24 protein-coding genes, 2 tRNA genes and 1 pseudogene are annotated in these 19,925 nt (G+C 68.8%); 11 read left to right on the forward strand and 16 right to left on the reverse strand.

Annotated elements, in window-relative coordinates:
- Positions 1 to 9: 9 nt before the first annotated feature.
- The 5 genes from JF886_RS11655 (at position 10) to JF886_RS11675 (ending at position 4,615) form a co-directional block, all read left to right on the forward strand.
- Positions 10 to 165, forward strand: a complete 156-nt coding sequence (locus tag JF886_RS11655; RefSeq protein ID WP_337312681.1) for a Flp family type IVb pilin — start codon at positions 10 to 12, stop codon at positions 163 to 165.
- A gap of 134 nt (positions 166 to 299) precedes the next feature.
- Entirely contained in the window at positions 300 to 1,574 is a 1,275-nt protein-coding gene (locus JF886_RS11660) for a CpaE/TadZ family protein (protein ID WP_337312640.1), read from the forward strand.
- Between the two features lie 149 nt (positions 1,575 to 1,723).
- Positions 1,724 to 3,046, forward strand: a complete 1,323-nt coding sequence (locus JF886_RS11665) for a peptidoglycan DD-metalloendopeptidase family protein (RefSeq protein ID WP_337312642.1) — start codon at positions 1,724 to 1,726, stop codon at positions 3,044 to 3,046.
- A 62-nt stretch (positions 3,047 to 3,108) separates the two neighbouring features.
- On the forward strand, positions 3,109 to 4,389 hold the full coding sequence (locus tag JF886_RS11670) for a CpaE/TadZ family protein (RefSeq protein ID WP_337312644.1): 1,281 nt from the start codon (positions 3,109 to 3,111) through the stop codon (positions 4,387 to 4,389).
- Positions 4,390 to 4,414: 25 nt separating this feature from the next.
- Positions 4,415 to 4,615 (forward strand): hypothetical protein, encoded by a 201-nt coding sequence (locus tag JF886_RS11675; protein ID WP_337312645.1) that lies wholly within the window; start codon positions 4,415 to 4,417, stop codon positions 4,613 to 4,615.
- Between the two features lie 37 nt (positions 4,616 to 4,652).
- On the opposite strand, the gene JF886_RS11680 is transcribed toward JF886_RS11675, so the two are convergent.
- The 7 genes from JF886_RS11680 to rpmG all read right to left on the reverse strand — a co-directional run bounded on the left by JF886_RS11680 (position 4,653) and on the right by rpmG (position 8,375).
- Positions 4,653 to 5,888, reverse strand: a complete 1,236-nt coding sequence (locus JF886_RS11680) for a CpaE/TadZ family protein (protein WP_337312647.1) — start codon at positions 5,886 to 5,888, stop codon at positions 4,653 to 4,655.
- Between the two features lie 8 nt (positions 5,889 to 5,896).
- Entirely contained in the window at positions 5,897 to 6,607 is a 711-nt protein-coding gene (gene rplA, locus JF886_RS11685) for a 50S ribosomal protein L1 (RefSeq protein WP_337312649.1), read from the reverse strand.
- Between the two features lie 56 nt (positions 6,608 to 6,663).
- Positions 6,664 to 7,089 (reverse strand): 50S ribosomal protein L11, encoded by a 426-nt coding sequence (rplK, locus tag JF886_RS11690; RefSeq protein ID WP_337312651.1) that lies wholly within the window; start codon positions 7,087 to 7,089, stop codon positions 6,664 to 6,666.
- A gap of 8 nt (positions 7,090 to 7,097) precedes the next feature.
- On the reverse strand, positions 7,098 to 7,649 hold the full coding sequence (nusG, locus tag JF886_RS11695; RefSeq protein ID WP_337312682.1) for a transcription termination/antitermination protein NusG: 552 nt from the start codon (positions 7,647 to 7,649) through the stop codon (positions 7,098 to 7,100).
- 11 nt (positions 7,650 to 7,660) lie between these two features.
- Positions 7,661 to 8,038: a preprotein translocase subunit SecE gene (secE, locus tag JF886_RS11700; RefSeq protein ID WP_337312653.1), complete on the reverse strand. Its 378-nt coding sequence runs from the start codon at positions 8,036 to 8,038 to the stop codon at positions 7,661 to 7,663.
- A 56-nt stretch (positions 8,039 to 8,094) separates the two neighbouring features.
- Positions 8,095 to 8,170 (reverse strand) — tRNA-Trp (locus tag JF886_RS11705).
- A 37-nt stretch (positions 8,171 to 8,207) separates the two neighbouring features.
- On the reverse strand, positions 8,208 to 8,375 hold the full coding sequence (rpmG, locus tag JF886_RS11710; RefSeq protein WP_337312655.1) for a 50S ribosomal protein L33: 168 nt from the start codon (positions 8,373 to 8,375) through the stop codon (positions 8,208 to 8,210).
- A 153-nt stretch (positions 8,376 to 8,528) separates the two neighbouring features.
- Here rpmG and JF886_RS11715 point away from each other — a divergent pair.
- Positions 8,529 to 8,603: transfer RNA gene (locus JF886_RS11715), tRNA-Thr, on the forward strand.
- A 35-nt stretch (positions 8,604 to 8,638) separates the two neighbouring features.
- Positions 8,639 to 9,253 carry a hypothetical protein gene (locus JF886_RS11720; protein WP_337312657.1) on the forward strand — a complete coding sequence of 205 codons (615 nt, stop codon included), beginning with the start codon at positions 8,639 to 8,641 and terminating at the stop codon, positions 9,251 to 9,253.
- Between the two features lie 15 nt (positions 9,254 to 9,268).
- Here the strand turns inward: JF886_RS11720 and JF886_RS11725 are convergent, their stop codons facing one another.
- Positions 9,269 to 9,589, reverse strand: a complete 321-nt coding sequence (locus JF886_RS11725) for a DUF3054 family protein (RefSeq protein WP_337312660.1) — start codon at positions 9,587 to 9,589, stop codon at positions 9,269 to 9,271.
- Positions 9,590 to 9,670: 81 nt separating this feature from the next.
- On the opposite strand from JF886_RS11725, the gene JF886_RS11730 reads away from it, so the two are divergent.
- Positions 9,671 to 10,717 carry a Gfo/Idh/MocA family protein gene (locus tag JF886_RS11730; RefSeq protein WP_337312684.1) on the forward strand — a complete coding sequence of 349 codons (1,047 nt, stop codon included), beginning with the start codon at positions 9,671 to 9,673 and terminating at the stop codon, positions 10,715 to 10,717.
- A gap of 14 nt (positions 10,718 to 10,731) precedes the next feature.
- Here the strand turns inward: JF886_RS11730 and JF886_RS11735 are convergent, their stop codons facing one another.
- The 4 genes from JF886_RS11735 to JF886_RS11750 are packed head-to-tail and all read right to left on the reverse strand — an operon-like array spanning position 10,732 to position 13,383.
- Positions 10,732 to 11,088 (reverse strand): hypothetical protein, encoded by a 357-nt coding sequence (locus JF886_RS11735; RefSeq protein WP_337312662.1) that lies wholly within the window; start codon positions 11,086 to 11,088, stop codon positions 10,732 to 10,734.
- On the reverse strand, positions 11,088 to 11,837 hold the full coding sequence (locus tag JF886_RS11740; RefSeq protein ID WP_337312664.1) for a hypothetical protein: 750 nt from the start codon (positions 11,835 to 11,837) through the stop codon (positions 11,088 to 11,090). Before JF886_RS11740 ends, JF886_RS11735 begins: the two co-directional genes overlap by 1 nt.
- A 12-nt stretch (positions 11,838 to 11,849) precedes the next feature.
- On the reverse strand, positions 11,850 to 12,119 hold the full coding sequence (locus JF886_RS11745) for a hypothetical protein (RefSeq protein WP_337312666.1): 270 nt from the start codon (positions 12,117 to 12,119) through the stop codon (positions 11,850 to 11,852).
- A 7-nt stretch (positions 12,120 to 12,126) separates the two neighbouring features.
- The gene (locus tag JF886_RS11750) at positions 12,127 to 13,383 is read right to left on the reverse strand and encodes a glycosyltransferase family 4 protein (RefSeq protein WP_337312667.1); all 1,257 of its coding nucleotides are present in this window, start codon (positions 13,381 to 13,383) and stop codon (positions 12,127 to 12,129) included.
- 78 nt (positions 13,384 to 13,461) lie between these two features.
- Between JF886_RS11750 and JF886_RS11755 the strand changes: the two genes are divergently transcribed.
- Positions 13,462 to 14,073, forward strand: a complete 612-nt coding sequence (locus tag JF886_RS11755) for a class I SAM-dependent methyltransferase (RefSeq protein ID WP_502711429.1) — start codon at positions 13,462 to 13,464, stop codon at positions 14,071 to 14,073.
- On the opposite strand, the gene JF886_RS11760 is transcribed toward JF886_RS11755, so the two are convergent.
- Entirely contained in the window at positions 14,070 to 15,068 is a 999-nt protein-coding gene (locus tag JF886_RS11760; RefSeq protein WP_337312671.1) for a prenyltransferase/squalene oxidase repeat-containing protein, read from the reverse strand. The genes JF886_RS11755 and JF886_RS11760 overlap by 4 nt on opposite strands.
- Entirely contained in the window at positions 15,065 to 15,805 is a 741-nt protein-coding gene (locus JF886_RS11765; protein WP_337312673.1) for a class I SAM-dependent methyltransferase, read from the reverse strand. The genes JF886_RS11760 and JF886_RS11765 overlap by 4 nt, the downstream gene beginning before the upstream one ends.
- A gap of 166 nt (positions 15,806 to 15,971) precedes the next feature.
- Here JF886_RS11765 and trhA point away from each other — a divergent pair, with 166 nt between their 5' ends.
- Entirely contained in the window at positions 15,972 to 16,631 is a 660-nt protein-coding gene (trhA, locus tag JF886_RS11770) for a PAQR family membrane homeostasis protein TrhA (RefSeq protein ID WP_337312675.1), read from the forward strand.
- A 258-nt stretch (positions 16,632 to 16,889) separates the two neighbouring features.
- Here the strand turns inward: trhA and JF886_RS11775 are convergent, their stop codons facing one another.
- On the reverse strand, positions 16,890 to 17,204 hold the full coding sequence (locus tag JF886_RS11775; protein ID WP_337312677.1) for a helix-turn-helix domain-containing protein: 315 nt from the start codon (positions 17,202 to 17,204) through the stop codon (positions 16,890 to 16,892).
- A 978-nt stretch (positions 17,205 to 18,182) separates the two neighbouring features.
- Between JF886_RS11775 and JF886_RS11780 the strand changes: the two genes are divergently transcribed.
- Positions 18,183 to 19,196: an IS110 family RNA-guided transposase gene (locus JF886_RS11780; RefSeq protein ID WP_337312679.1), complete on the forward strand. Its 1,014-nt coding sequence runs from the start codon at positions 18,183 to 18,185 to the stop codon at positions 19,194 to 19,196.
- 596 nt (positions 19,197 to 19,792) lie between these two features.
- On the opposite strand, the pseudogene JF886_RS11785 reads toward JF886_RS11780, so the two are convergent.
- Positions 19,793 to 19,925: pseudogene (locus tag JF886_RS11785) on the reverse strand (IS30 family transposase); the annotation flags it as partial.

Raw genomic sequence — 19,925 nt, forward strand, 5'->3', positions numbered from 1 at the left:
CGCGAGCTCATGGTTCGCAACGAGGACGATCAGGAAGGCCAGGGTATGGTCGAGTACGCGCTCATCCTCGTCCTCATCGCCGTCGTCGTCATCGTCATCCTCACCGTTGTTGGCAAGCAGGTCACCAACGTCTTCTCGAACATCAGCAGCGGCCTCGGTACCTAGAGACCGTTCGCGTTCGCGAGAACTGACAAGGGGAGTCGCCCATGCGGCTCCCCTTTCTCTTTGCCCGCCGACCACGGTCAGCGACACTGGCTCATCTCGCGGACGTCCCATGCTGCGGCCTACCATCACGCCCGATGGACAGGAAGCATCGCAGTGCGGCCATTCGCGTGGCTGTTGCTGCTCCTTTCCCCGAGATCGTGCGCGTCCACGAAGGCACCGCAGAGTACGCGGACGAGATCGAGGTCTGCGCGATGATCTCGAGCGCAGACGCGGTGCTCGAGCAGGCGCGGCTGCTCCAGCCAGACGTGCTGCTGCTCAGTGATGGGCTTGGCGCCACCCCGTCCGACACGCTGGCCCGGCTCGGCGCGGTGGCACCGTCCACACGCCTGGTCATGCTGGTCGCTGAGGCGGGAGGCGACACGCCGGTGATCGCCGACGCGGTGCTGCGGCTGGACGCCTCTGCCGCCGAGATGCGCGCTGCCATCGTGGCGGTGACGGGCGGCCAGCTGGCACAGCGCGCTGCGCCCGCCGCGCATTCGCGCGTCCCGACTGAGTCAGCGTCACAGGCGCAGGCTGCCGAGCCCGAGCCGGGGGGCGAGGAGGCGGGCGCGCACGGTCACGCGCGCACCGTGCTCGTCTTCAGCGGCAAGGGCGGCGTCGGCAAGTCGGTGGTGGCCACCAACCTCGCCACCGCGCTGGCGCTCCGGGGCGCCAGGGTGGCGCTGGTCGACCTCAACCTCCAGTACGGCGACGTCGGCGTCCTGCTCCACCTCGAATCCCATCCGATCACCATCGACGCCATCACCCAGCAGGGAGATGCGGTCGACGCCGCCGCCCTCGAGGACGCGCTGGCCACTAGCGAGCACGGGGTCAGGGTCCTACTGGCGCCGAGCAGCCCGGAGTCGTCAGACCTGGTCAGCGCCGCCGGCCTGGAGGCTATCCTCGGGCAGCTCTCCCGCACCCACGACGTGGTCGTGGTGGATTCGCCGCCCCACCTCGAGGAGCGCGTCGTCGGGGTGATGGAGGTGGCCGACCAGATCCTCCTGGTCAGCTCGTTCGGGATCACCTCGGTCAAGGACGCCAAGGTCACGTTGCGTCTCCTCCAGTCCCTGGGCATTCCCCCCGACCGGGTCGCCCTGGTGGTCAACCAGACGCGGCCGCGCCTCACCTTCTCGGCAGAGGAGATCGAGCGAACGCTTCGCTTTCCCATCCTCAGCACCCTTCCCTTCGAACCTCGGATGGAGGAGACCATCGAGAGCGGCCGGCCGATGGTGGTCAGCGAGCCGCGCTCGGGCTTCAGCAGACAGATGGCGCTGATCGTCGACCACGTGGGGCGCGCGCAGGCGGTGAGCGCCGCACCCAACGTCCGTCACCAGGCCGCGCGCTGGCGACTGCGCTTCGGTCGCTGACCCGTCCGCTCTCGGTGTCGGCTCGGTAACGCCGCCAACGCGTTGAATAGTGGCGATGATGCAACGACGCGTCTGACAGGCTTTGACGACCCGCGAACGCTGCGTGAATCCGGGCAGGGACGGAGAGTCGCGGGCCATACCCTGCGGCGGTGCGCAAAGTACTTGTCGGCCTGCTCGCAGGCATGTTGCTCCTGATCGCCGTACCCGCCCAGGCGGCTCCGGGCGCACCGCCGCCGAAGTCGGCGCCCACGCTCGACCCGGTTGCGGCCCAGCTCCAGGCGCAACTGCTGCAGCAGGCAGCGCTCAAGGCGATGGTCGGCTCGCTGAGCAGCGAGCTGCAGGCGGCGCGGGACTCCCAGAATTCCCTCGGTGACCTGGTGAACGCCAACCAGAAGGCGATCGCGGAGACGCTCACCCAGCTCACCGCCGCTGAGCAGCGCTACAGCGACGCCACCAGCCGCGAGGCCACCGAGCGCGCCAATGCCGCCGTGGCCCGCCGCCACGCCAAGGCGGACAAGCAACTGCTCGCCATCTACGTGCGGCTCGGCTACCAGACCCACGACAGCCTCCTCTCCTACCTGCTCTCGAGCGCGTCGGTCTCCGACCTGCTCAGCAGGGCCGCCGACCTCTCCCACGTCGTCCACCGCAGCTCGCAGCTCGTCGATCAGATCAACGCCGACATCGCCGAGGCCGAGAGCGCCGAGGCGCAGGCTGCCGCGGACGCGGTCGTGGCTCAGCAGGCCACCGCCCAGCTCCAGGCGCAGGAGCAGACCCTGCAGCAGCAGACCCAGCATGCCCAGGACCTGATCGGCCAGCTGAGCTCGCAGGCCGCAGCTACGGCGCGGGAGATCAGCGCGGCCAACGGCCAGAGCCTCGCCGTCGCCCAGTCGATCGCGCAGACCCGGCTCGACCAGCTCAACGTAACCATCGCGGCAGCCGAGCAGGCAGCCTGGGACGAGGCGACGTACTACCTCAAGAACCACCTCGGCACGCTGCCGTCGTCCATCGCCATCCCCCCGACGACGCCGATCAACGCCGATGGGAGCCAGCTGATCTGGGCGGCGCACCACGTGGGCATCGCCCAGGGCTTCGGGCCCAGCCCGTACCCATTCGAGCCCGCCTACGGTGGCTACCCGCACTTCCACACCGGCATCGACCTGTCGGGGCCTTACGGCACCCCCATCGTGGCCGCGGCCGACGGGGTCGTGGCGGCGGCCGACCTCAGCACCGTCGGCTACGGCAACCACGTCATCCTCGCCCATGCCGGCGGTCTGCTGACCCTGTACGGCCATCTCGAGGCCGTCCTGGTCAAGGCCGGTGACGCCGTCAAGGCGGGCCAGGTCATCGGGCTGCTCGGTTCCACCGGAAACTCGACAGGTCCCCACTGCCACTTCGAGGTCCGGGTCAACGGCACCCCCGTCGACCCCCGCCCGTTCCTGCCGGCGCTGTCGGCAGGTGCGACCGGACCGTGACGGTCACGTTCGCAGATCGCGGATAGACTCGCGCGCAGGAGGTCCGTGCGCTTGACATGCCCATGATCCGAGTTCTGATCGCCGACGAAAGCCACCAGGTGACCGACAACATCTCCCGCCGCCTCGCACTCGAGGAGGACCTCGAGGTCTGCGGCACCGCCAGCGACGGTGAGTCGGCTGTGCAGGAAGCGCTCTGGTTGAAGCCGGACATCGCCATCATCGACGCCGGGCTGCCGGGCATGGACGGTGGGCAGACCACCGAGATGCTCGTCCAGGCCCTGCCAGGGACCGGCGTGATCATGATGTCGATGGAGGCGGAGAACGACGCCTATCGGCTGGCCATGCTGGCCGGGGCGCGCGAGTTCCTGCAGAAGCCCTTCAAAGGTGACGACCTTGTGGCCGCGGTTCGCCGCGTCCACGCCTTCGAGCAGCGCCGCGGCGGCAGCTCGCCGGCGCCCGCGGTCGCCGTGGCTGCGACCAGCGCGCCCGGCGACCCCAGCTCAGCGGCCGCATCCGCGCCGGCGGTGTCCCGTCGGGGCGTGGTCACCGCGGTCATCTCCGGCAAGGGGGGGGTGGGCAAGACGGTCATCGCCATCAACATCGCCGCCGCCCTCGCCGAAAAGCACCCAGGCGCGGTCGTGCTCGTCGACCTGTCCCTGCAGTACGGCGACGTCGGCGCCGCGCTCGACCTGCCCACCGATCACAGCATCACCGACCTGCTCGCGGAGAACGGCACGGCCGACTCCGACATGGTCCGCCAGGTGCTCGTCAACGGCCCCGGTTTCCAGGTCTTGCTCGCGCCCACCTCGCCTGAGCTCGCCGACTACGTCAGCAGCGCGCACCTGACCGACCTCATCACGACTCTGCGCAGCGATTTCGATTTCATCATCGTCGACACACCCTCGTACCTCAACGAGGTGAGCATCCACACTTTGGAGCTCGCCGACCACCTGGTGATGGTGACCGACCTCAGCGTCACCGGCATCAAGAACGCGCGCTTGACGCGCGGCGTCCTCGAGACGCTCGAGGTCGACCCCGCCAAGGTGATGGTGATCGGCAACCACCGCGACGGCGTCGGTGGTCTCGATCGTCGCGGCGCCGAGACGTTCCTCGGCGCGCACATCTCCGTGGAGGTCCCCTTCGCCGCAGACGTCGTGGCCACGTCGGTCAACAAAGGCGTGCCCTTCGTGGTGAGCAGCCCCGCCGCCCCGGCCAGCTCAGCGGTGCGCACCATCGTCGCGGCGATCGATCCTCTGTCACGAAATGGCAGCGAGCCTGCGCCGAACGGCGATTCTTCTGATAAGAAGAAGAGAACGCGTCGCAAACTCAGCTTTACACGGTAGCGACGTGACTCACCCAGGAGCGGACATGCCGGCAACCGCCGCCACAGTCGACATCGACAGCGAGGACGAGCGTCACACTACCCGCCGCGGCGAGCGCGGTCAGGGCATGGTCGAGTACGCGTTCATCCTCGTGCTCGTGGCCATGGTGGTGATCGTCTCGGTGGTCATCCTCGGCAAGCAGACCGGCAACCTCTACTCGAACATCTCGAGCGGCCTCGGTCCCTGAAGCAGGCGCAGGGGAAACGCCAGTTCCCCCGTCGTGACTAGCGGCCGAACAAGCCTTTGCGGCGTTTGCGGTCACCGCTCTCCGGCACCGCCGCCGCCATCGCGCGCTCGGGAACGATGCGCGCCACCAGCTCGCGGATCGCGCGGCTCACCTCGGCCTCGGGATGCGCGGTGACGAATGGCAGACCGCGAGTGATGGCGTCGCCGATGACGCGCGGGTCGTGGGGGATCGACACCGCGACAGGCGTGCGCAAGCTCTGCTCGATCGACTCCTGGTTGAAGTCCGCGTAGCCGTCGACGCGGTTGACCACGAGCATGATCGACTCGGCATCGACCGACAGTGACTCCAGCACCTTGAGGGTGAGCTTGGCGTCCTTGATGGCAGGGATGGTCAGCGCGGTGACCACCAGCACGCGCTGAGCCAGCTCGATGACCTCGAGGTTGAACTCGGTGAGGTGGCTGGCGCTGTCGACGATCACGTAGTCGTAGCCGCGGCGCAGTTCGGCGATGACCGTGCGCACGTGCTCGGCGGTGACCAGGTCGGCGAGCTCGGGGCTGATCGGCGCGAGCAGCACCTTGACGCCCGAGGGACCGGTGGCGACCACCTCACCGACGCTCTCGTCATCGATGCCGCTGGAGCCGTCAACCAGCTCGGTGATGCTGCGGCTGTGGTCGAGGTTGAGCATGACCCCGATGTCGCCGAACTGGAGGTCGAGGTCCACGAGCGCGACCCGCCCCCCGGTCTGCTCCGCCAGCGCGACGGCGAGGTTGGTGGCGATCAGCGACTTGCCGACACCGCCCTTGCCGGAGAACACCAGGAGAACCTCGGCTGGGGCGTTGCTGCGCGGGGCCGCGGGGGCGTCGGGTTGCGCCGGGGCCGTCTTGGCGAGGAACGTGCCCTTCTTCTGCTCGAGCTGGTAGACGCGCCGGATCGCCGCCACCAGCTCGTCGTGGCTGAATGGCTTGATGAGGAACTCGCGGGCACCGGCCTGCATGGCGCGGCGCAGATAGTCGCGCTCGCCCTGCACCGACATGATGATCACCGGCGAGGTGGGCAGCTCCGAGGCCAGCGTCTCGGTGAGCTGGATCCCGTCCATGACGGGCATGTTGACGTCTGTCAGCACGATGTCCGGCTGCAGGCGGTGCGCCGCCTCCAGGCCTTCGCGACCGTCGGAGGCGGTGCCGGCAACCTCGATGTCGTCCTCGAAGCTCAGCAGCTTCTGGAGGTTGTCCCTCGTGCTCGAGATGTCGTCGACGATGAGCAACCGGATCACGGGTTTGCTCAGGCCACCGTCATGCGTGCCGCGGCGGAGGGGTCGACCAACACTCCGGGGCCCATGGTCGCGGCCAGGGTGACGGTCTTGACGTAGGTCCCCTTGGCGGCCGAGGGCTTGGCGCGGACGATGGCATCCATCAGCGCGGCGAAGTTGTCGCGCAGCTTGACGTCATCGAACGATGCCTTGCCGATGGCGGCGTGGATTATCCCGGCGCGGTCGACGCGGAATTCCACGCGGCCGCCCTGCACATCGCGCACCGCCTTGGCGATGTCGAAGGTGACCGTGCCGGCTTTGGGGTTGGGCATGAGCCCGCGCGGACCGAGCACCTTGCCGAGGCGGCCGACGGCGCCCATGAGGTCGGGGGTTGCCAGGGCGACGTCGAAGTCGATCTCCCCGGCCTGCACCTTCTTCACCAGGTCGTCGCCGCCGACCAGGTCGGCGCCGGCGTCGAGCGCCTCCTTGGCCTTCTCACCGGTGGCGAACACCGCGATGCGGCGGGTGCGCCCGGTGCCGTGGGGCAGCACCACGCTGCTGCGCACCATCTGGTCGGCGTGGCGGGGGTCGACACCGAGACGGATGTGCGCCTCGATCGACTCGTCGAACTTCGCCGTGCTGGCCTTGCGCACCGCGGCGACGGCCTCGTCCGGCGGGTAGGCCCGCTCCGGCTCGAGAGCGGCGGAGGCCTCGCGGTACTTCTTTCCGTAGCGGTGGGGCATGTCGATTCTCCTGTGGTCCGTGCGGACGCGGCGGCGCCCTCCCACTGTGCAGTTGTCTAGTTGACGGTGAGCCCCATCGAGCGGGCCGTGCCCTCGATGATCTTCATCGCCTGGTCGATGTCGTACGCGTTGAGGTCCTGCATCTTCTGCTCGGCGATCTCGCGCACCTGGTCGCGTGACACCTGGCCGACCTTGTCGCGGTTGGGCACGGCCGAGCCCTTCTCCACCCCAGCGGCCTTCTTGAGCAGGTTGTACGCGGGCGGAGTCTTGGTAATGAAGCTGAAGGTGCGGTCCTCGTACACGGTGATCTCGGCGGGGATCACGGTGTCGCCCATCGCGGCGGTGCGCTCGTTGTACGTCTTGCAGAACTCCATGATGTTGATCCCGTGTGGTCCTAGCGCGGTGCCGATCGGCGGCGCCGGCGTGGCCTTGCCCGCGGGGATCTGCAGACGGATGACTGTCTTGACCTTCTTCTTGCCCACGTGAACTCCTATCGCAACCGCTCAACCTGGAGCAGGTCGAGCTCGACGGGCGTCTCGCGCCCGAACATGTTGACAAGCACCTTGAGCTTGCCCTTCTCCGCGTTCATCTCAGTGACCTTGCCGTGGAAGTCGGTGAACGGCCCGTCGGTGACGCGAACGTTCTCGCCGATCTCGTACTCCACCGACACCTTGGTCGGGGCCTCCGCCTTGACCTGCTTCTGGATCCCGCGAACCTCGTGGTCCTGGAGCGGCACCGGCTTGTTCCCGCTGCCAACGAACGAAGTGACCCCGGGCGTGTTGCGCACCACGTACCACGACTCGTCGGACATGATCATGTTGACCAGGATGTAGCCGGGGAAGATCCGCTTGGCCACCTTGCGGCGCTGCCCGTCCTTGATCTCCATCACCTCCTCGGTGGGGACCAGGACGTCGAAGATCTTGTCGTGCATGTCCATCGACTCGACACGCTTGAGCAGGTTCGCCTTGACCTTCTCCTCGTGTCCGGAGTAGGCGTGGACGACGTACCAGCGGGCGTCGGTGGTGGTTGCGGTCTCGTTCATGTCAGTGGTGCTCACGGTGAAACGGGGGCGGTGGACCCGCCGGCTGATGTGGGTACGGTCCTGGGGATGGTGGGCGCCGAGGTGGCTGCGGCGGACGGCTTGATCTGTGACGGCCGTGCGGTCACCTGGCTGCCGGTGGTGCTGCTCGAGGAGTACAGCTGCTTGACGACGAAGCCGAGCCCGTAGTCGGCGACCGAGACGATGACGGCCATGAGGATCACCGTGGTGACCACCACCCCGGTCATGCGCCCGAGCTCATTCCAGGTCGGCCAGACCACCTTGCGCAGCTCGTCGACGACGCTCGCGAAGTAGTTGCGATCACCGGCGCCCACCGGTGGGCCCACCGGGGCGCGCTGTCTGACCGGCTGGCCGCGTACCGCTCTGGCCACCTGACCTCAATTCCTCCCGGTTGCCGCCGCATCCGCGGTGGCGATCTGCTGTTGCGTGGCAGGGGCGGCAAGACTCGAACTCGCGACCCTCGGTTTTGGAGACCGATGCTCTACCGGCTGAGCTACGCCCCTGTGCGCTGGCCGGCGAGGCCGGCCACCCTGATGATGGTTACTTGGTCTCGCGATGCTTGGTGTGGCACCGGCAGCGGTGACAGAACTTGCTGAGCTCCAGGCGGTCGGGGTCGTTCCGCCTGTTCTTGACCGTCGTGTAGTTCCGCTCCTTGCAGTCGGGACACTGCAGAGTGATGATCGCCGACCCGCCCTTCGCCGTTGCCACGTGTTTGCCTCACACAAAAAAGAAACCTAGCGCCGCTAGGTCAAGTCCGATTGTATCAGAGCCCCGCTGGACACGTCCACGAATTCAAGTCCCTCCCCATCCCGGTTGGCCGCGGTTGGGCGCGGAGGCGGTTGGTACCATGGCGCCTCGCGGGCCCAAGTAGCTCAGAGGTAGAGCAACGCCTTGGTAAGGCGTAGGTCATGGGTTCAATTCCCATCTTGGGCTCCAGCCCGCCCCGTACTCCGCCTGCCCAAGGAGAGCGCGTGAGCCACCTGACCTCGTATCTGCTGGTCGCCGGGGTGTTGGGGGTGAATCTCCTGCCGGCTTTCGGACCGCCGACGTGGGCAGTCCTGGTCTTCTTCCACCTCACCATGCACCTCGACGTCGTGCCACTGGTACTGATCGGCGCCGTCGCAGCAGCTGCCGGCCGCTTCGCATTAGCCCACGCCTTCCGCCTCCTCCGCGGCCATATTTCGAAGAAGCAGACGGCGAACCTCGCAGCGGCGGGCAAGGTTCTCACGCGGGATCGCAAGCGAAGCTTTGCCGGGCTCGCACTCTTCGCGCTCTCGCCGGTTCCCTCGGCACAACTCTTCGAGGGCGCCGGCCTGATGGGTATCAACCTTCTTCCACTCATCGCAGCCTTCTTTGTGGGTCGTCTCGTCAGCTACAGCCTGTACGTGGGCGGGGCGAGCGCCGCGGCCAACACCAGCGCAGGCGATTTCGTCAAGTCCACCTTCACGTCACCGATCGGCATTGCTGTCGAGGTGCTGCTGCTCATCGGGCTGTACCTTCTGACCCGGGTCGACTGGATCGGAATGCACCGGCGTCACGAAGAGCGACGCCACGGTGAGGCGCGGGGCGCTCAGCGCTCACCCTAGGTTCAGAGGTGCGGGTCAGCCGCGGCGACGGGCGAGCACGTGCGGCACAGCCGCGCTGACGAGCCGCCAGCCGGCGGTGGTCACCGCCATGAAGCCAAGCGCCACCAGGACGAAGGCCACCGGTGTGTCACGATGGGTGACCACGATGCGTGCGATCAACCCCGCGCCGACCCCGAGCACCACGGTGCCGGCGAGGCGCAGCCAGGGACGTGACGCCCGCGTGTACAGGCCGTCGATAACCGCCACGGCGAACCAGGCCGCCGCGACCGGCCAGAGAACCACGAAGAACCAGGCGGCGCCGGTGTCGAGGCCGTGGCTCTGACGCCCGGCGAGCACGAAGACCACGAGACAGAGCCCGTCGAGGGCGACGGCGACGAGCGGCGACCGCCGCATGCTGCGCACACCACATCATCGGACATCCGCGTCGCGCTGATCGGCTACGGCCTGGCGGGGCGGGTGTTCCACGGGCGCCTGCTGTCCGCCACCCCCGGACTGGCCGTGACGGCGATCGTCACGGGCAACCCGCAGCGCCAGACGGAGGCGCGCGGGGACTTCCCCGCCGCCCGCGTGTACACGCATCCGGACGAGCTGTGGAGCGACGCCGCTGGTTTCGACCTCGCCGTGGTGGCCACGAGTACCGCCTCCCACGTCCCGCTCGCCTTCGCCGCCGTCGCCGCCGGCAGGCACGTGGTCGTCGAGAAGCCGCCGGCCACCACCGCGGTGCAGGCACGCGAGGTGGTCGACCGGGCTCGTGCGAGCGGCGTGCTCGTCGTGCCCTTCCTCAACCGGCGCTGGGACTCCGATCACCTCACTGTGCAGCGGCTGCTCCGCGACGGTTCGCTGGGTACTGTGCTCCGCTACGAGTCGCGCTTCGACCGCTGGCGGCCCAACCCTGCGGCGGGCGCGTGGCGCGAGGAGCTGCCCGCGGCGAAGGGCGGCGGTGTACTGCTCGACATCGGCGTCCACCTCGTCGACCAGGCGCTGACGCTCCACGGACCAGCAGAGCGCGTGTACGCAGAGGTAACGGCGCGGCGCGGCGGCGCCGACGACGACGCCTTCATCGCGCTCGAGCACTCATCCGGCGTGACCTCTCACCTCTGGGCGAACGCGCTCGCCGCCGCGCCAGGTCCGCGCCTGCGCATTCTGGGGAGTCGCGCCGGCTACGTCGTCGACGGGCTCGACGGCCAGGAGGACGCGCTGCGCGCCGGCCGCAGCCCCGATGAACCGGACTTCGGCGCGGAGCCGCGCGCTCGCTGGGGCCGGCTCGTCGCGGGCGACGACGGCGAGGCGGTCGAACCGGAGCCGGGCAGCTGGCTGCAGTTCTACGTCGCACTGGAGCGGTGCCTTCGTGGCGACGGTGAGCCGCCGGTGGCCGTGGAGGATGCCGTCGCCGTCCTCGATGTTCTCGACGCAGCGCGGCGGAGCGCTGACACCGCCACCGTGGTGGGCCTTTCGCCGGAGTAGCGGCTCGCTCGTGACTACCGCGGGGTTGGCACGCGGCGCCCCGATGGTCCCCTTTCGCGATGGGGCAGGTACGAACGGTCCCCGATCCAGGGAGCCGGGGGAACGCCGAGGTACTTGGTGGTCTCGTTGAGCCCTGACGCGTACTTGCTGCGCATGCTGCTGAACTGGTCCCAGGCGCTCTCCTGCTCGCGGAGCCGGTAGCCGGCCTTGCGCAGGCGCTGGCAGGCGTCGTCGAACTCCTCCCGCTCCACCCCGGCGACCTGGTCGTGGTCGGAATATTTGAAGTTGGAGCGCATGTCGGCGACGAGGTGGGCGCCGACCTTGAACATCAGCCGCGCGTGGCCAACCGGCACCCCGTCGAGGGTGGTCATCACCAGTGTGGCGGCGTCAGCACCGCGCCGAACGAGTTCGCCCACGCCTCGTTGTCGTGGCTGGAGCGGAAGTAGAAGAGCAGCGGGTACGAGAGGTGGCTCTCAAGAACGTCCACGGTCCACATCTGCCATTCATCGAAGGTCGCCTGCAACTGCTCGGGCATGTTGTCGGCGGCACAGTGCTCGAGCAGTTGCACTCCGGACGGCGGTGCGCCCGCGAGGGCGTCGAGCGCCACCACGGCCGTCTCCCGTCGCTGGAAGGAGTTGAACAGTGAGAAGAGCAGGCTGATGACCAGCGCGAAGAGTCCGAAGCCGGTTGCCGCCTCGACGATGGTGAGCACCCGCGTCGCCACCCCGATGGCGTCGATGCCGCCCACGCCGAACGACAGCATTGTCCCCGCGGAAAACGTGACGGTGGTGCCGAACGAGTCGGGTTGCGGACGCAGACCGTCGTGGAGCCCGCTGAAAACGAGGGCAAAGCCAAGCATCAGGAAGGCCGCCCAGAGAATGAGCAGGATGACGATCATCATCGGCGCGAAGGCAGCCAGCGCCGCCTCGCGCATCTGCAGCTTGCCCGGACGCTCAGCGACCTTGCGCCAGAGGTCCCACGAGGTTTGCACCAGCGTTGTGCTGATGCGCACCCGCCCGACCGCCGGGCGCGGCAGCACCACCGACTGGAAGACGTCGTACAGCGTCACCACGATGAGCACCGCCCCGCCGGCGATGGCAACGCCGTCGATGACGGTCACGGCCGCGTCATCTCAGCTGCCTGTGGGCTTGTCCTTGGCCACCTCGGCGCTGGGCTCGTCCTCGTCGCCGTCGACGACCTCGTGCTTGGCGAGGTCGTGCGGGTGGATCGCCGCCCGCACGGCCGCGGCGATCTCCTCGAAGGGGACCGCCAGCGCGCTGACCTCGCCGCCGAGCTGACCGCTCTCCTCCGCGACCACCTCGTCGGCTGCCGCCTCGGCGGCGTCGATGCGCTCGCGCAGGCTGTGGTGGTGCTTCTCCGGAGGTGCAGTCTCGTCGCTCATGGTGCCGTCATGGTAGGCGCTTGCGGACCACCTCGCGATAGACGTCGGCGGTGGCACGCGCCGTCGCCTCCCAGCTGAATCGCTCCCGGGAGCGACGCAGCGCCGCCTCGCTGAGCCGGATGCGCAGCGGCGGATCGTCGAGCAGGCTGCCGATCGCCTCCGCCAGGGCCGCAGCGTCCCCAGGAGGCACGAGCAGCGCGGTCTCCCCGTGCGCGCCGGCGACCTCGGGCAGAGCACCTGCGGTGGTGGCCACCAACGGCACCCCGGAGGCCATCGCCTGCAGCGCGGGGATGGAGAACCCCTCGTAGAGCGACGGCACCACCGCCACCTCCGCCTGCGCGTATTGACGGGCCACCTCGGCCTCGTCGACGCCGCGCATGAAGCGCACCGTGTCGCTGAGCCCGAGTTGCTTCATGGTCCTCGCCACCGCGCCGTTGGGGCGCGCCTCGCCGAGGATGACCACCTCCACCGGGCGGCGCTGCCGGATCGCCGCGATCGCGTGCAGCAAAGGAACCACACCCTTGAGCGAGACGTCGGCGCTGGCCACGGCGAAGACGCGCCCCGGCACACGCGGCGTCGCCGGTTGGGGCGTGAACACGGTGCCGTCCACCGCGATCGGAATGACCCGGACGCGCGTCGGGTCGACTCCCATCCGCTCGACGATGTCGCGCCGCGACTTCTCGCTGACGGTGATCACTCGCTGCATCTGTCGCGCCACGCGGTCCTGCATGTTGTGGAACTGGTACCAGCGGCGCAACGTCAGCCGGCGCACCAGGTTGCGTTCGCGCGCGATCTCGAAGTCGCGATCGATCACCACCGCGTGGTGCACGCTGGCCACCACCGGGAGGCCGGCCCGACGCAGGCCGAGCATCCCCCAGCCCAGGCACTGGTTGTCGTGCACCACGTCGAAGCTGCCCGCCTGCGCGGCCAGCAGGCGGCGCATTCGCAGGCTGAAGGTGAGCGGTTCGGGAAACGCCGCGGTGCAAAGGTACGCGTATTCGAGGACGTCGATCCAATTCCGGAACTCGCGCAGACCCGGGGTGCGGAACGGGTCGTCGGCTCGGTACAGGTCGAGGCTCGGGACCGCGACGAACGGGATGCCGTTCTCGAGGTGCGGATAAGGCTGTCCGGCGAAGACGGTGACCCGGTGGCCGAGACTCGTTAGCGCGGCCGACAGCTGGCGGACGTACACGCCCTGGCCGCCGGAGTACGGGTTGCCCCGATAGCTGAGCAGGGCGACGCGCAAGGCGGAGGAATCGGGCACGGCGGGCGATGCTAGTCGCTGACCGCTATCGTCGGCGCGGTGGTCGAACGTCTCCACGTCACCCTGCCCGCGGCGGTGATGACCGCCGCCGACCTTGAGGCCGCACGCGGGGCGCGCGGGTTCATGCCCGGCGACGAGGGACTGGTCCTCCACCGCGCCGCGCTGTTCGCCGCACCGCGCGGTCCCATGCTTGAGGTTGGCGGCTACTGCGGCAAGTCGGCGGTGTACCTGGGCTCAGCGGCCCGCGAGCACGGCGGCGTGCTCTTCAGCGTCGATCACCACCGCGGCTCCGAGGAGAACCAGCCCGGCGAGCTGTACTGCGAGGAGGCGGTGCTCGACGCCTCGGGTGCACGGGTCGACACCCTTCCGCACTTCCGGCGCACCCTCGAGGCGACCGGGTTGGAGGAGTGGGTGGTCGCCGTGGTTGGCGGCTCCGCCACCGTCGCGCGCCACTGGCGCACGCCGCTTTCATTGCTCTTCATCGATGGCGGCCATTCCGAGGCGGCGGCACAGGCCGACTACGCCGGCTTCCACGCCCACCTCGGCGAGGACGGGCTGCTGCTCATCCACGACGTCTTCACCGACCCGGCCGACGGGGGCCAGGCACCCTTCCACGTGTACCAGCGTGCGCTCGACGACGGCTTCCGCGAGGTGGCCGCGCAGGGCAGTCTGCGCGTGCTCAGCCGCTAGCGAGTGGCGTCGAGAAGCGTCGCCACAACGCCGCCGCTGATGGCGTTGTCGGCGAGCACCACCGCCGCCGCCGTCCATGTGGGCTGCTCGTCGGGCGGGAAGATGCAGCCATCGGTGAAGTTGGCACCGGTCCAGTACGCCGCATCGTCGCCACGCAGGTGCTGCGCCCAGTCGAGCAGCTGGGCCGCGCGCTCGCCGTCGCCGCAGCGGACCAGCGCCAGCGCCAGCTCGCACGTCTCCGCAGCGGTGATCCAGGGACGGTCCGAGGTGCAGCGCACGCCGCGCTCGGGCACCACGAACTCGTCCCAGCGCGACGCCAGGCGAGCCTCGGCCCCGGAACCGGTGACCACGCCGCAGAGCACCGGGTAGTACCAGTCCATGGCCCAGCGGCGCTTGTCCTTGAAGCTCCGCGGCGCGGTGCGCAGAGCGTCGCCTACCCGGATCCGTGCGGCATCCCACTCAGGGTGCGGCACGCCGAGGGCGTCGGCGACACGCGTCGCGCACGCCAGGCTCAGATGGATTGACGAGGAGCCAGTCACCAGCGCGCGGCGCCACGGTCGTCCCTTGCGGTCACGCGCCCACCAGATCGCGCCGTCCTCCCCCTGCATCGCCAGCACGAACGCCAGCGCACTCTCGACGCATGCGAAGCCGGCGCGCAGCTCGTCCTCCGGGGCGCCGCAGAGCATGTGCAGCCACAGGCCGGTGGCAACGTAGGCGGTCAGGTTGGTGTCGAGCGTGGCCTCGATCACGTCGCCCTCGTGGTACGCCGCGTGCCAGGCGCCGTCGGGACGCTGCTGCTCCACCAGCCAGCGGTACGCCCACCAAGCCTCCGCGTGACGGCCACCGACGTCGAGCGCCATCGCCGCCTCGACGTGGTTCCAAGGATCGACCTGGCCGCGCTCGTACCAGGGGATGCTCCCGTCGGGCCGCTGGACTGCGGCGATGTGGTCGACGGTGGCGCTGACGTCGCTGCGCGTCAGGGAGGGGCCGATCATGCGGACGTGCCCGCCGCCGCCGGGCCAGGTCGACGCGCGTAGAGCACCACGCTCTTGCCGAGCATGGGGTTGAGGACGCGCTCGAGGCTGCGCGTCCAGCGCGGCCGGCGCATCAGGTCGTACACCAGGAAGCGGTGGTAGAGGCGAGCAGCCACGGCCTGCTCGCGCGACATCCCCAGCGCACAGCGCAGCCACCAGTACGGCGAGTGGAGCGCGTGGGCGTGGTGGTGCGGAGGCGCCAGCACCAGCCCCGATCGCCGCAGGCGCTCGGCGAGCTGGCGGCGCCGGTAGATACGCACGTGGCCTCCCGCGACCTCGTGGTACTCACGCGAGAGCGCCCAGCAGACTCGCTCTGGCCACCAGCGCGGCACGGTCACGGCGATGAGGCCGCCGGGACGGAGGACCCGGACAAGCTCGGCGAGGGCGGTGACGTCCTCATGGATGTGCTCGAGCACCTCGGCAGCGATGACCACGTCGAACTCCGCGTCATCGAACGGCAGGCGTCGCGCGTCCGCGCGCACTGTCCGCAGGCTGCCGCCGGGCGGCACCTCCCCTTCGAGCCTCATCGCCTCGGCCATGGTGACCACCTCCGCGAGCGCGGTCTCGTCGAGGTCGGTGGCGACCACCTCGGCGCCATGCCGGAGCGCCTCGAACGCGTGGCGCCCGTTGCCGCAGCCGATGTCCAGAACCCGCGTGCCCGGCGCCAGCCGCAGCCGGGCGAAATCGACGGTCAGCACGGCTCAACCCTTTGGGCAGCAGCCGTCGAGAGGCAGGACACGGCCGCACACGATACCGTGCGCCACTCGGGCGGCGGCGCGGTCAGGCCGCCGGCCCGCCTGGGCGATCACCCCGGTGAGGCTTGGGTGGCCTGAGCGGCGGCGAGAGGGTGGTACAAGACGGCTCGTGCAAGCTCAGCAGACGTCGAACGCGAGGCGACCGCGGCTTCGCGGTTGGTCGCACCTCGTCGCGGCCGGACCATGGGCAGTCGGCACCGTGGTGCTGGTTGCGCTCGCCGGCGGCCATCCCGCGCGACAGGCCGGGCTTGCGCTGTACGGCGCGGCGTCTGTGTGGTTATTCGGCGTGAGCGGCGTCTACCACGTGGTGACGTGGTCGCCGCGCCGCCGCGCTATCCTGCGCCGTCTCGACCACGCCAACATCTTCGTGCTGGTCGCGGCCACCTACACGCCGCTGATGCTGACGCTGACCAGCAGGGCCTGGGGAATCTCCATCGTCACCATCGTGTGGGTGCTCGCAGCGGCGGGGATCGGCGTCTCGTTGAGCCGGGTGGTGATGCCGCGAGGCGTTCTCGCCGGCCTGTACCTCCTGCTCGGCTGGGTGTCGGTGGTGGCCATGCCCGTCATCGCGGCGGCGGTGGGCGTCGATGGGCTGCTGCTCCTGCTGGGCGCTGGCGTGCTGTACTCAGCGGGCGCCGTGGCCTACGCGCTGCGCCGTCCCACGCTTGCGCCAGGGTGGTTCGGCTACCACGAGCTGTTCCATGCGCTGGTGATCGCCGCCAACGCGCTCTTCTTCGTCTTCATGGTCGTCGAGGTGGTGCACCACTGAGCCGGCGGACGGATTCGAACCGACGGCCAGCTGTTTACAAACCCGTACCACGACGTCCGCGGCGGTTCGCTGATGGCCGTTCTGAATACGAAGTGACCTCTTCGTGACCGCCAGGGTGTGCCGAAATGCGCCGCGATTCGCGCCCGGTAGCTGTCACGGTAGCTGTCAAAGACCATCCCGCCAGCCGCAGGACGCGGGCCGCCACGCGTTGTGAGATGCCGTGCGGCCCCCGGCGCGGCTGCCCTGATCGGCACGCCCTCACCGCGCTGACGCGTCGTCGAAGAGTTGCGCCTGGGCCGCCCCCTGTGCCATGACCGCCGACGATCGCCGACCCCGTCTGCGAGAGGGCTGGACCGGCGCGACAATCGGAGGCGACATGTTGTTCGTAAGGTGCCTGCTCACGAAGTCGTCGACGGCCACCACGGGCACTCGTGTCAGGCGGCCCACCTTGACGATCGGAAGTTGCCGAGAGCTGATGAGATCGTAAACGAGGGTTCGTCCGCAGCCGAGCATGTCGGCTACCTGCAGCACCGTTAGGAGACGGCTCGCACTGTCACGGTGTGGCTGAAGCATGTTGGTACCTCCTTCGGCGGCAAAGAGTGGAAGTTGGGATCGCCCAGCGTCTGGGCTAATCCCTGTCAACCCTCAGAACCCGCGTACGGAGGGCGAAGCGGACACAAGGGTCGTTCGCGTCCGTTCGCCGGCGGTGCTAGTAGCTGACCGCGCACCCGCCGCGCGCATTGCTGATTCGTGCTTCAGGTCATCGGCTCACCCTCCCCGGGCGCAGCTCGCCACAAGCGACAGCCACTGGCCACAGCAACTTTGCACAGACTTGCACGGGGTGCGGCAGTGCGGTGACCGCCGGGTGGCTGACCGACCGGGCGCCCCATCTGTTCGTCTGGTGTTCGTACGTACTTGTCCGTGTTCGTCCGGCGTTCGTGGGGTCGGGAGGGAGGTGTTCCGGACTCATCGCCCTCCGACGTGATCTGGATCAGGACGCGGGCTGCATTGATCGGGCCGATCCACTTGCCTGCGTGCCCGGCGCAGGCGCAGGAGGGTTCCATCGGACCGGACTCGCGACCGGCAGACGGTGCTGCGTGCCGCATTCAGAGCCGTTTCCTCCCGCATCGGATGATGCAAGTCTGTGTCGGGGTCGCAGCACGCAGTGCTGCACCGCGGCCTGGTGTGAGTGAAACGGGGCAGGCAATGCTGGGCGCATGGGCGATTCGTGCTCTCAGTGGGGGTGCTGCGCTCGGTGGTGTTGGCGCCGAGCCCTGCGCGAAACACCGGCCCCCGTCGCACGCCCGCGCCCCCGACCGGAGGCGCCCACCGGCCGCCTTGGTGGCGACGGTTTGCGCGCCCGCGGCTGCCAAAGAGGGCTTGCCAAAACTGGCGAGTACAGACACACACACCTGATTGGTGCCACTGATGCCATGAAGAACCCGGCATCACGGAGAAGGACCTCCGTTCCCGAACGCACCGCCTGAGCGGTGGTTCACTCCCTTGCCGGGCCCGGAGCCCGGTGGGTCATGGAACAGGAGGTCCCAGAGCATGTTGTACGTCGGCATCGACCTGCACCGCAGGACGTCGAGGATCGTGACCATGGACGAGGGCGGCCAGGTGGTCTCCCAGCGCACGGTGTCCAGCGACCGGGCGTCCGTGGAGGACGCCTTCAGCCGGATCGAGAGACCCGCCGAGGCCGTCTTCGAGGCGACATGGGGCTGGGGCTGGCTCGCCGACCTGCTCGAGGAGATGGGCGTCCCAGCGCACATGGCCCACCCCCTGCAGACACGGGCGATCAGTTCCGCGCGGGTGAAGAACGACGCCATCGACGCGCGGACGCTGGCCCACCTGCTGCGCACCAACATGCTCCCCGAGTCGTGGATCGCGCCGCCCGAGGTCCGCGAGGCGCGGCGCCAGGTTCGGATGCGCGTAGCGCTCGGCCGGATCCGCACCGGCGTGAAGCAGCAGGTCCATGCGCTGCTCGGTGAGCACGGCATTCGGCTGGAGCACTCCGACACGTTTGGAGCGAAGGGCTGGAAGGAGCTCGAGGCGTTGCAGTTGCCCGAGTTCAGCCGGCACCGGCTCGACTCCTGCCTGCGGCTCATCCGGAGCCTGGACTGGGAGATCGAGCACGCCGACTTCGAGCTGCTCACACGGTTCGGCACCGATGACCGCGTCGCCCGTTTGCGCGCGATCCCCGGCATCGGCTTCCTCACCGCGGTGACGGTGATCGTGGAGGTCGGCGACATCTCTCGCTTCGGTTCAGCCGCTCAGCTGTGCTCGTGGGCAGGCTTGACGCCGCGGGAGCACTCCAGTGCCCAGCACATCAAGCGCGGTCACATCTCCAAGCAGGGATCCCGATGGCTGCGCTGGATCCTCGTGGAAGCCGCGTCGACGAACAAGGCGTGCAAAGGCGAGGACCTGCGCGACTTCCAACAGCGCATCGCCAAGCGCCGCGGCAAGATGATCGCGCGCATCGCGGTGGCGCGCCGCCTGCTGACCCTTTGCTACTACGCGCTGAAGAGTGAGGACGGGTGCCGCGCGTACCCGTTGCTTCGGTGATTCACTGGTCATTCTCCGGTCGAGGGTGCGCTCGCTGTACACACTGGCCCCGCCTTTCGAGGTGGCGGCCGCGCCACTGATTGAGCCACCCCAACCGCATCCAACACCATGAGTCACTCGCTCGAAGGAATGTCTGGTTCGACCTGAACCGCATCGTGGTGATTGCGTTAGACCGTTTCTCCGACCGACGCCGCTGCTGCCAGCGCCCGGTTCGGCAGACTGCGCGTGCCTGCTCGCGCCCCCTTTGAAAGAGCGTCACCACGGCGGTGCCACTCTGCGGAACTCGGTCGGGCGCAAACCAAGAGAGATGAACGGGACCTCTTGACGCGGAGCCGTTCTTCAGGAATGTGTGTCATTGAGTTGGGCGCCAGCCAGCTGGGAATGACGGTGGCGGTAACCCAGCTGAGGGCCGTCAGTCTGCCCAAATGTCCACTTGAGACCTGCTTTGGCCCGATCAGCGACCTGAAGAGGCAAGGTCCCGCCGTCGGCGGCGCGAGATTGCTATCCAGGTGACGCAAACAACGATGAAGACGACCCAAACAGCCGCAGCCAGATCCTGTCCGGCCGCGCCCGGAATGAGGAATGAGACGGTGAGTTCAACCGGTCGACGCAATACTCGCGTCGAGTCTAGCCGCTGGCGTCGCGAACCCAAGCGTCTTCCGTGGCCGTGTGTTCAGCTTGCGCGCGATTGCGTCGAGATCCCACTGTGTGAGCTGGCTCAGGTCCGTA

Source organism: Candidatus Aeolococcus gillhamiae (assembly GCF_016464765.1).
Classification (GTDB): Bacteria; Chloroflexota; Dormibacteria; order Aeolococcales; family Aeolococcaceae; genus Aeolococcus; species Aeolococcus gillhamiae.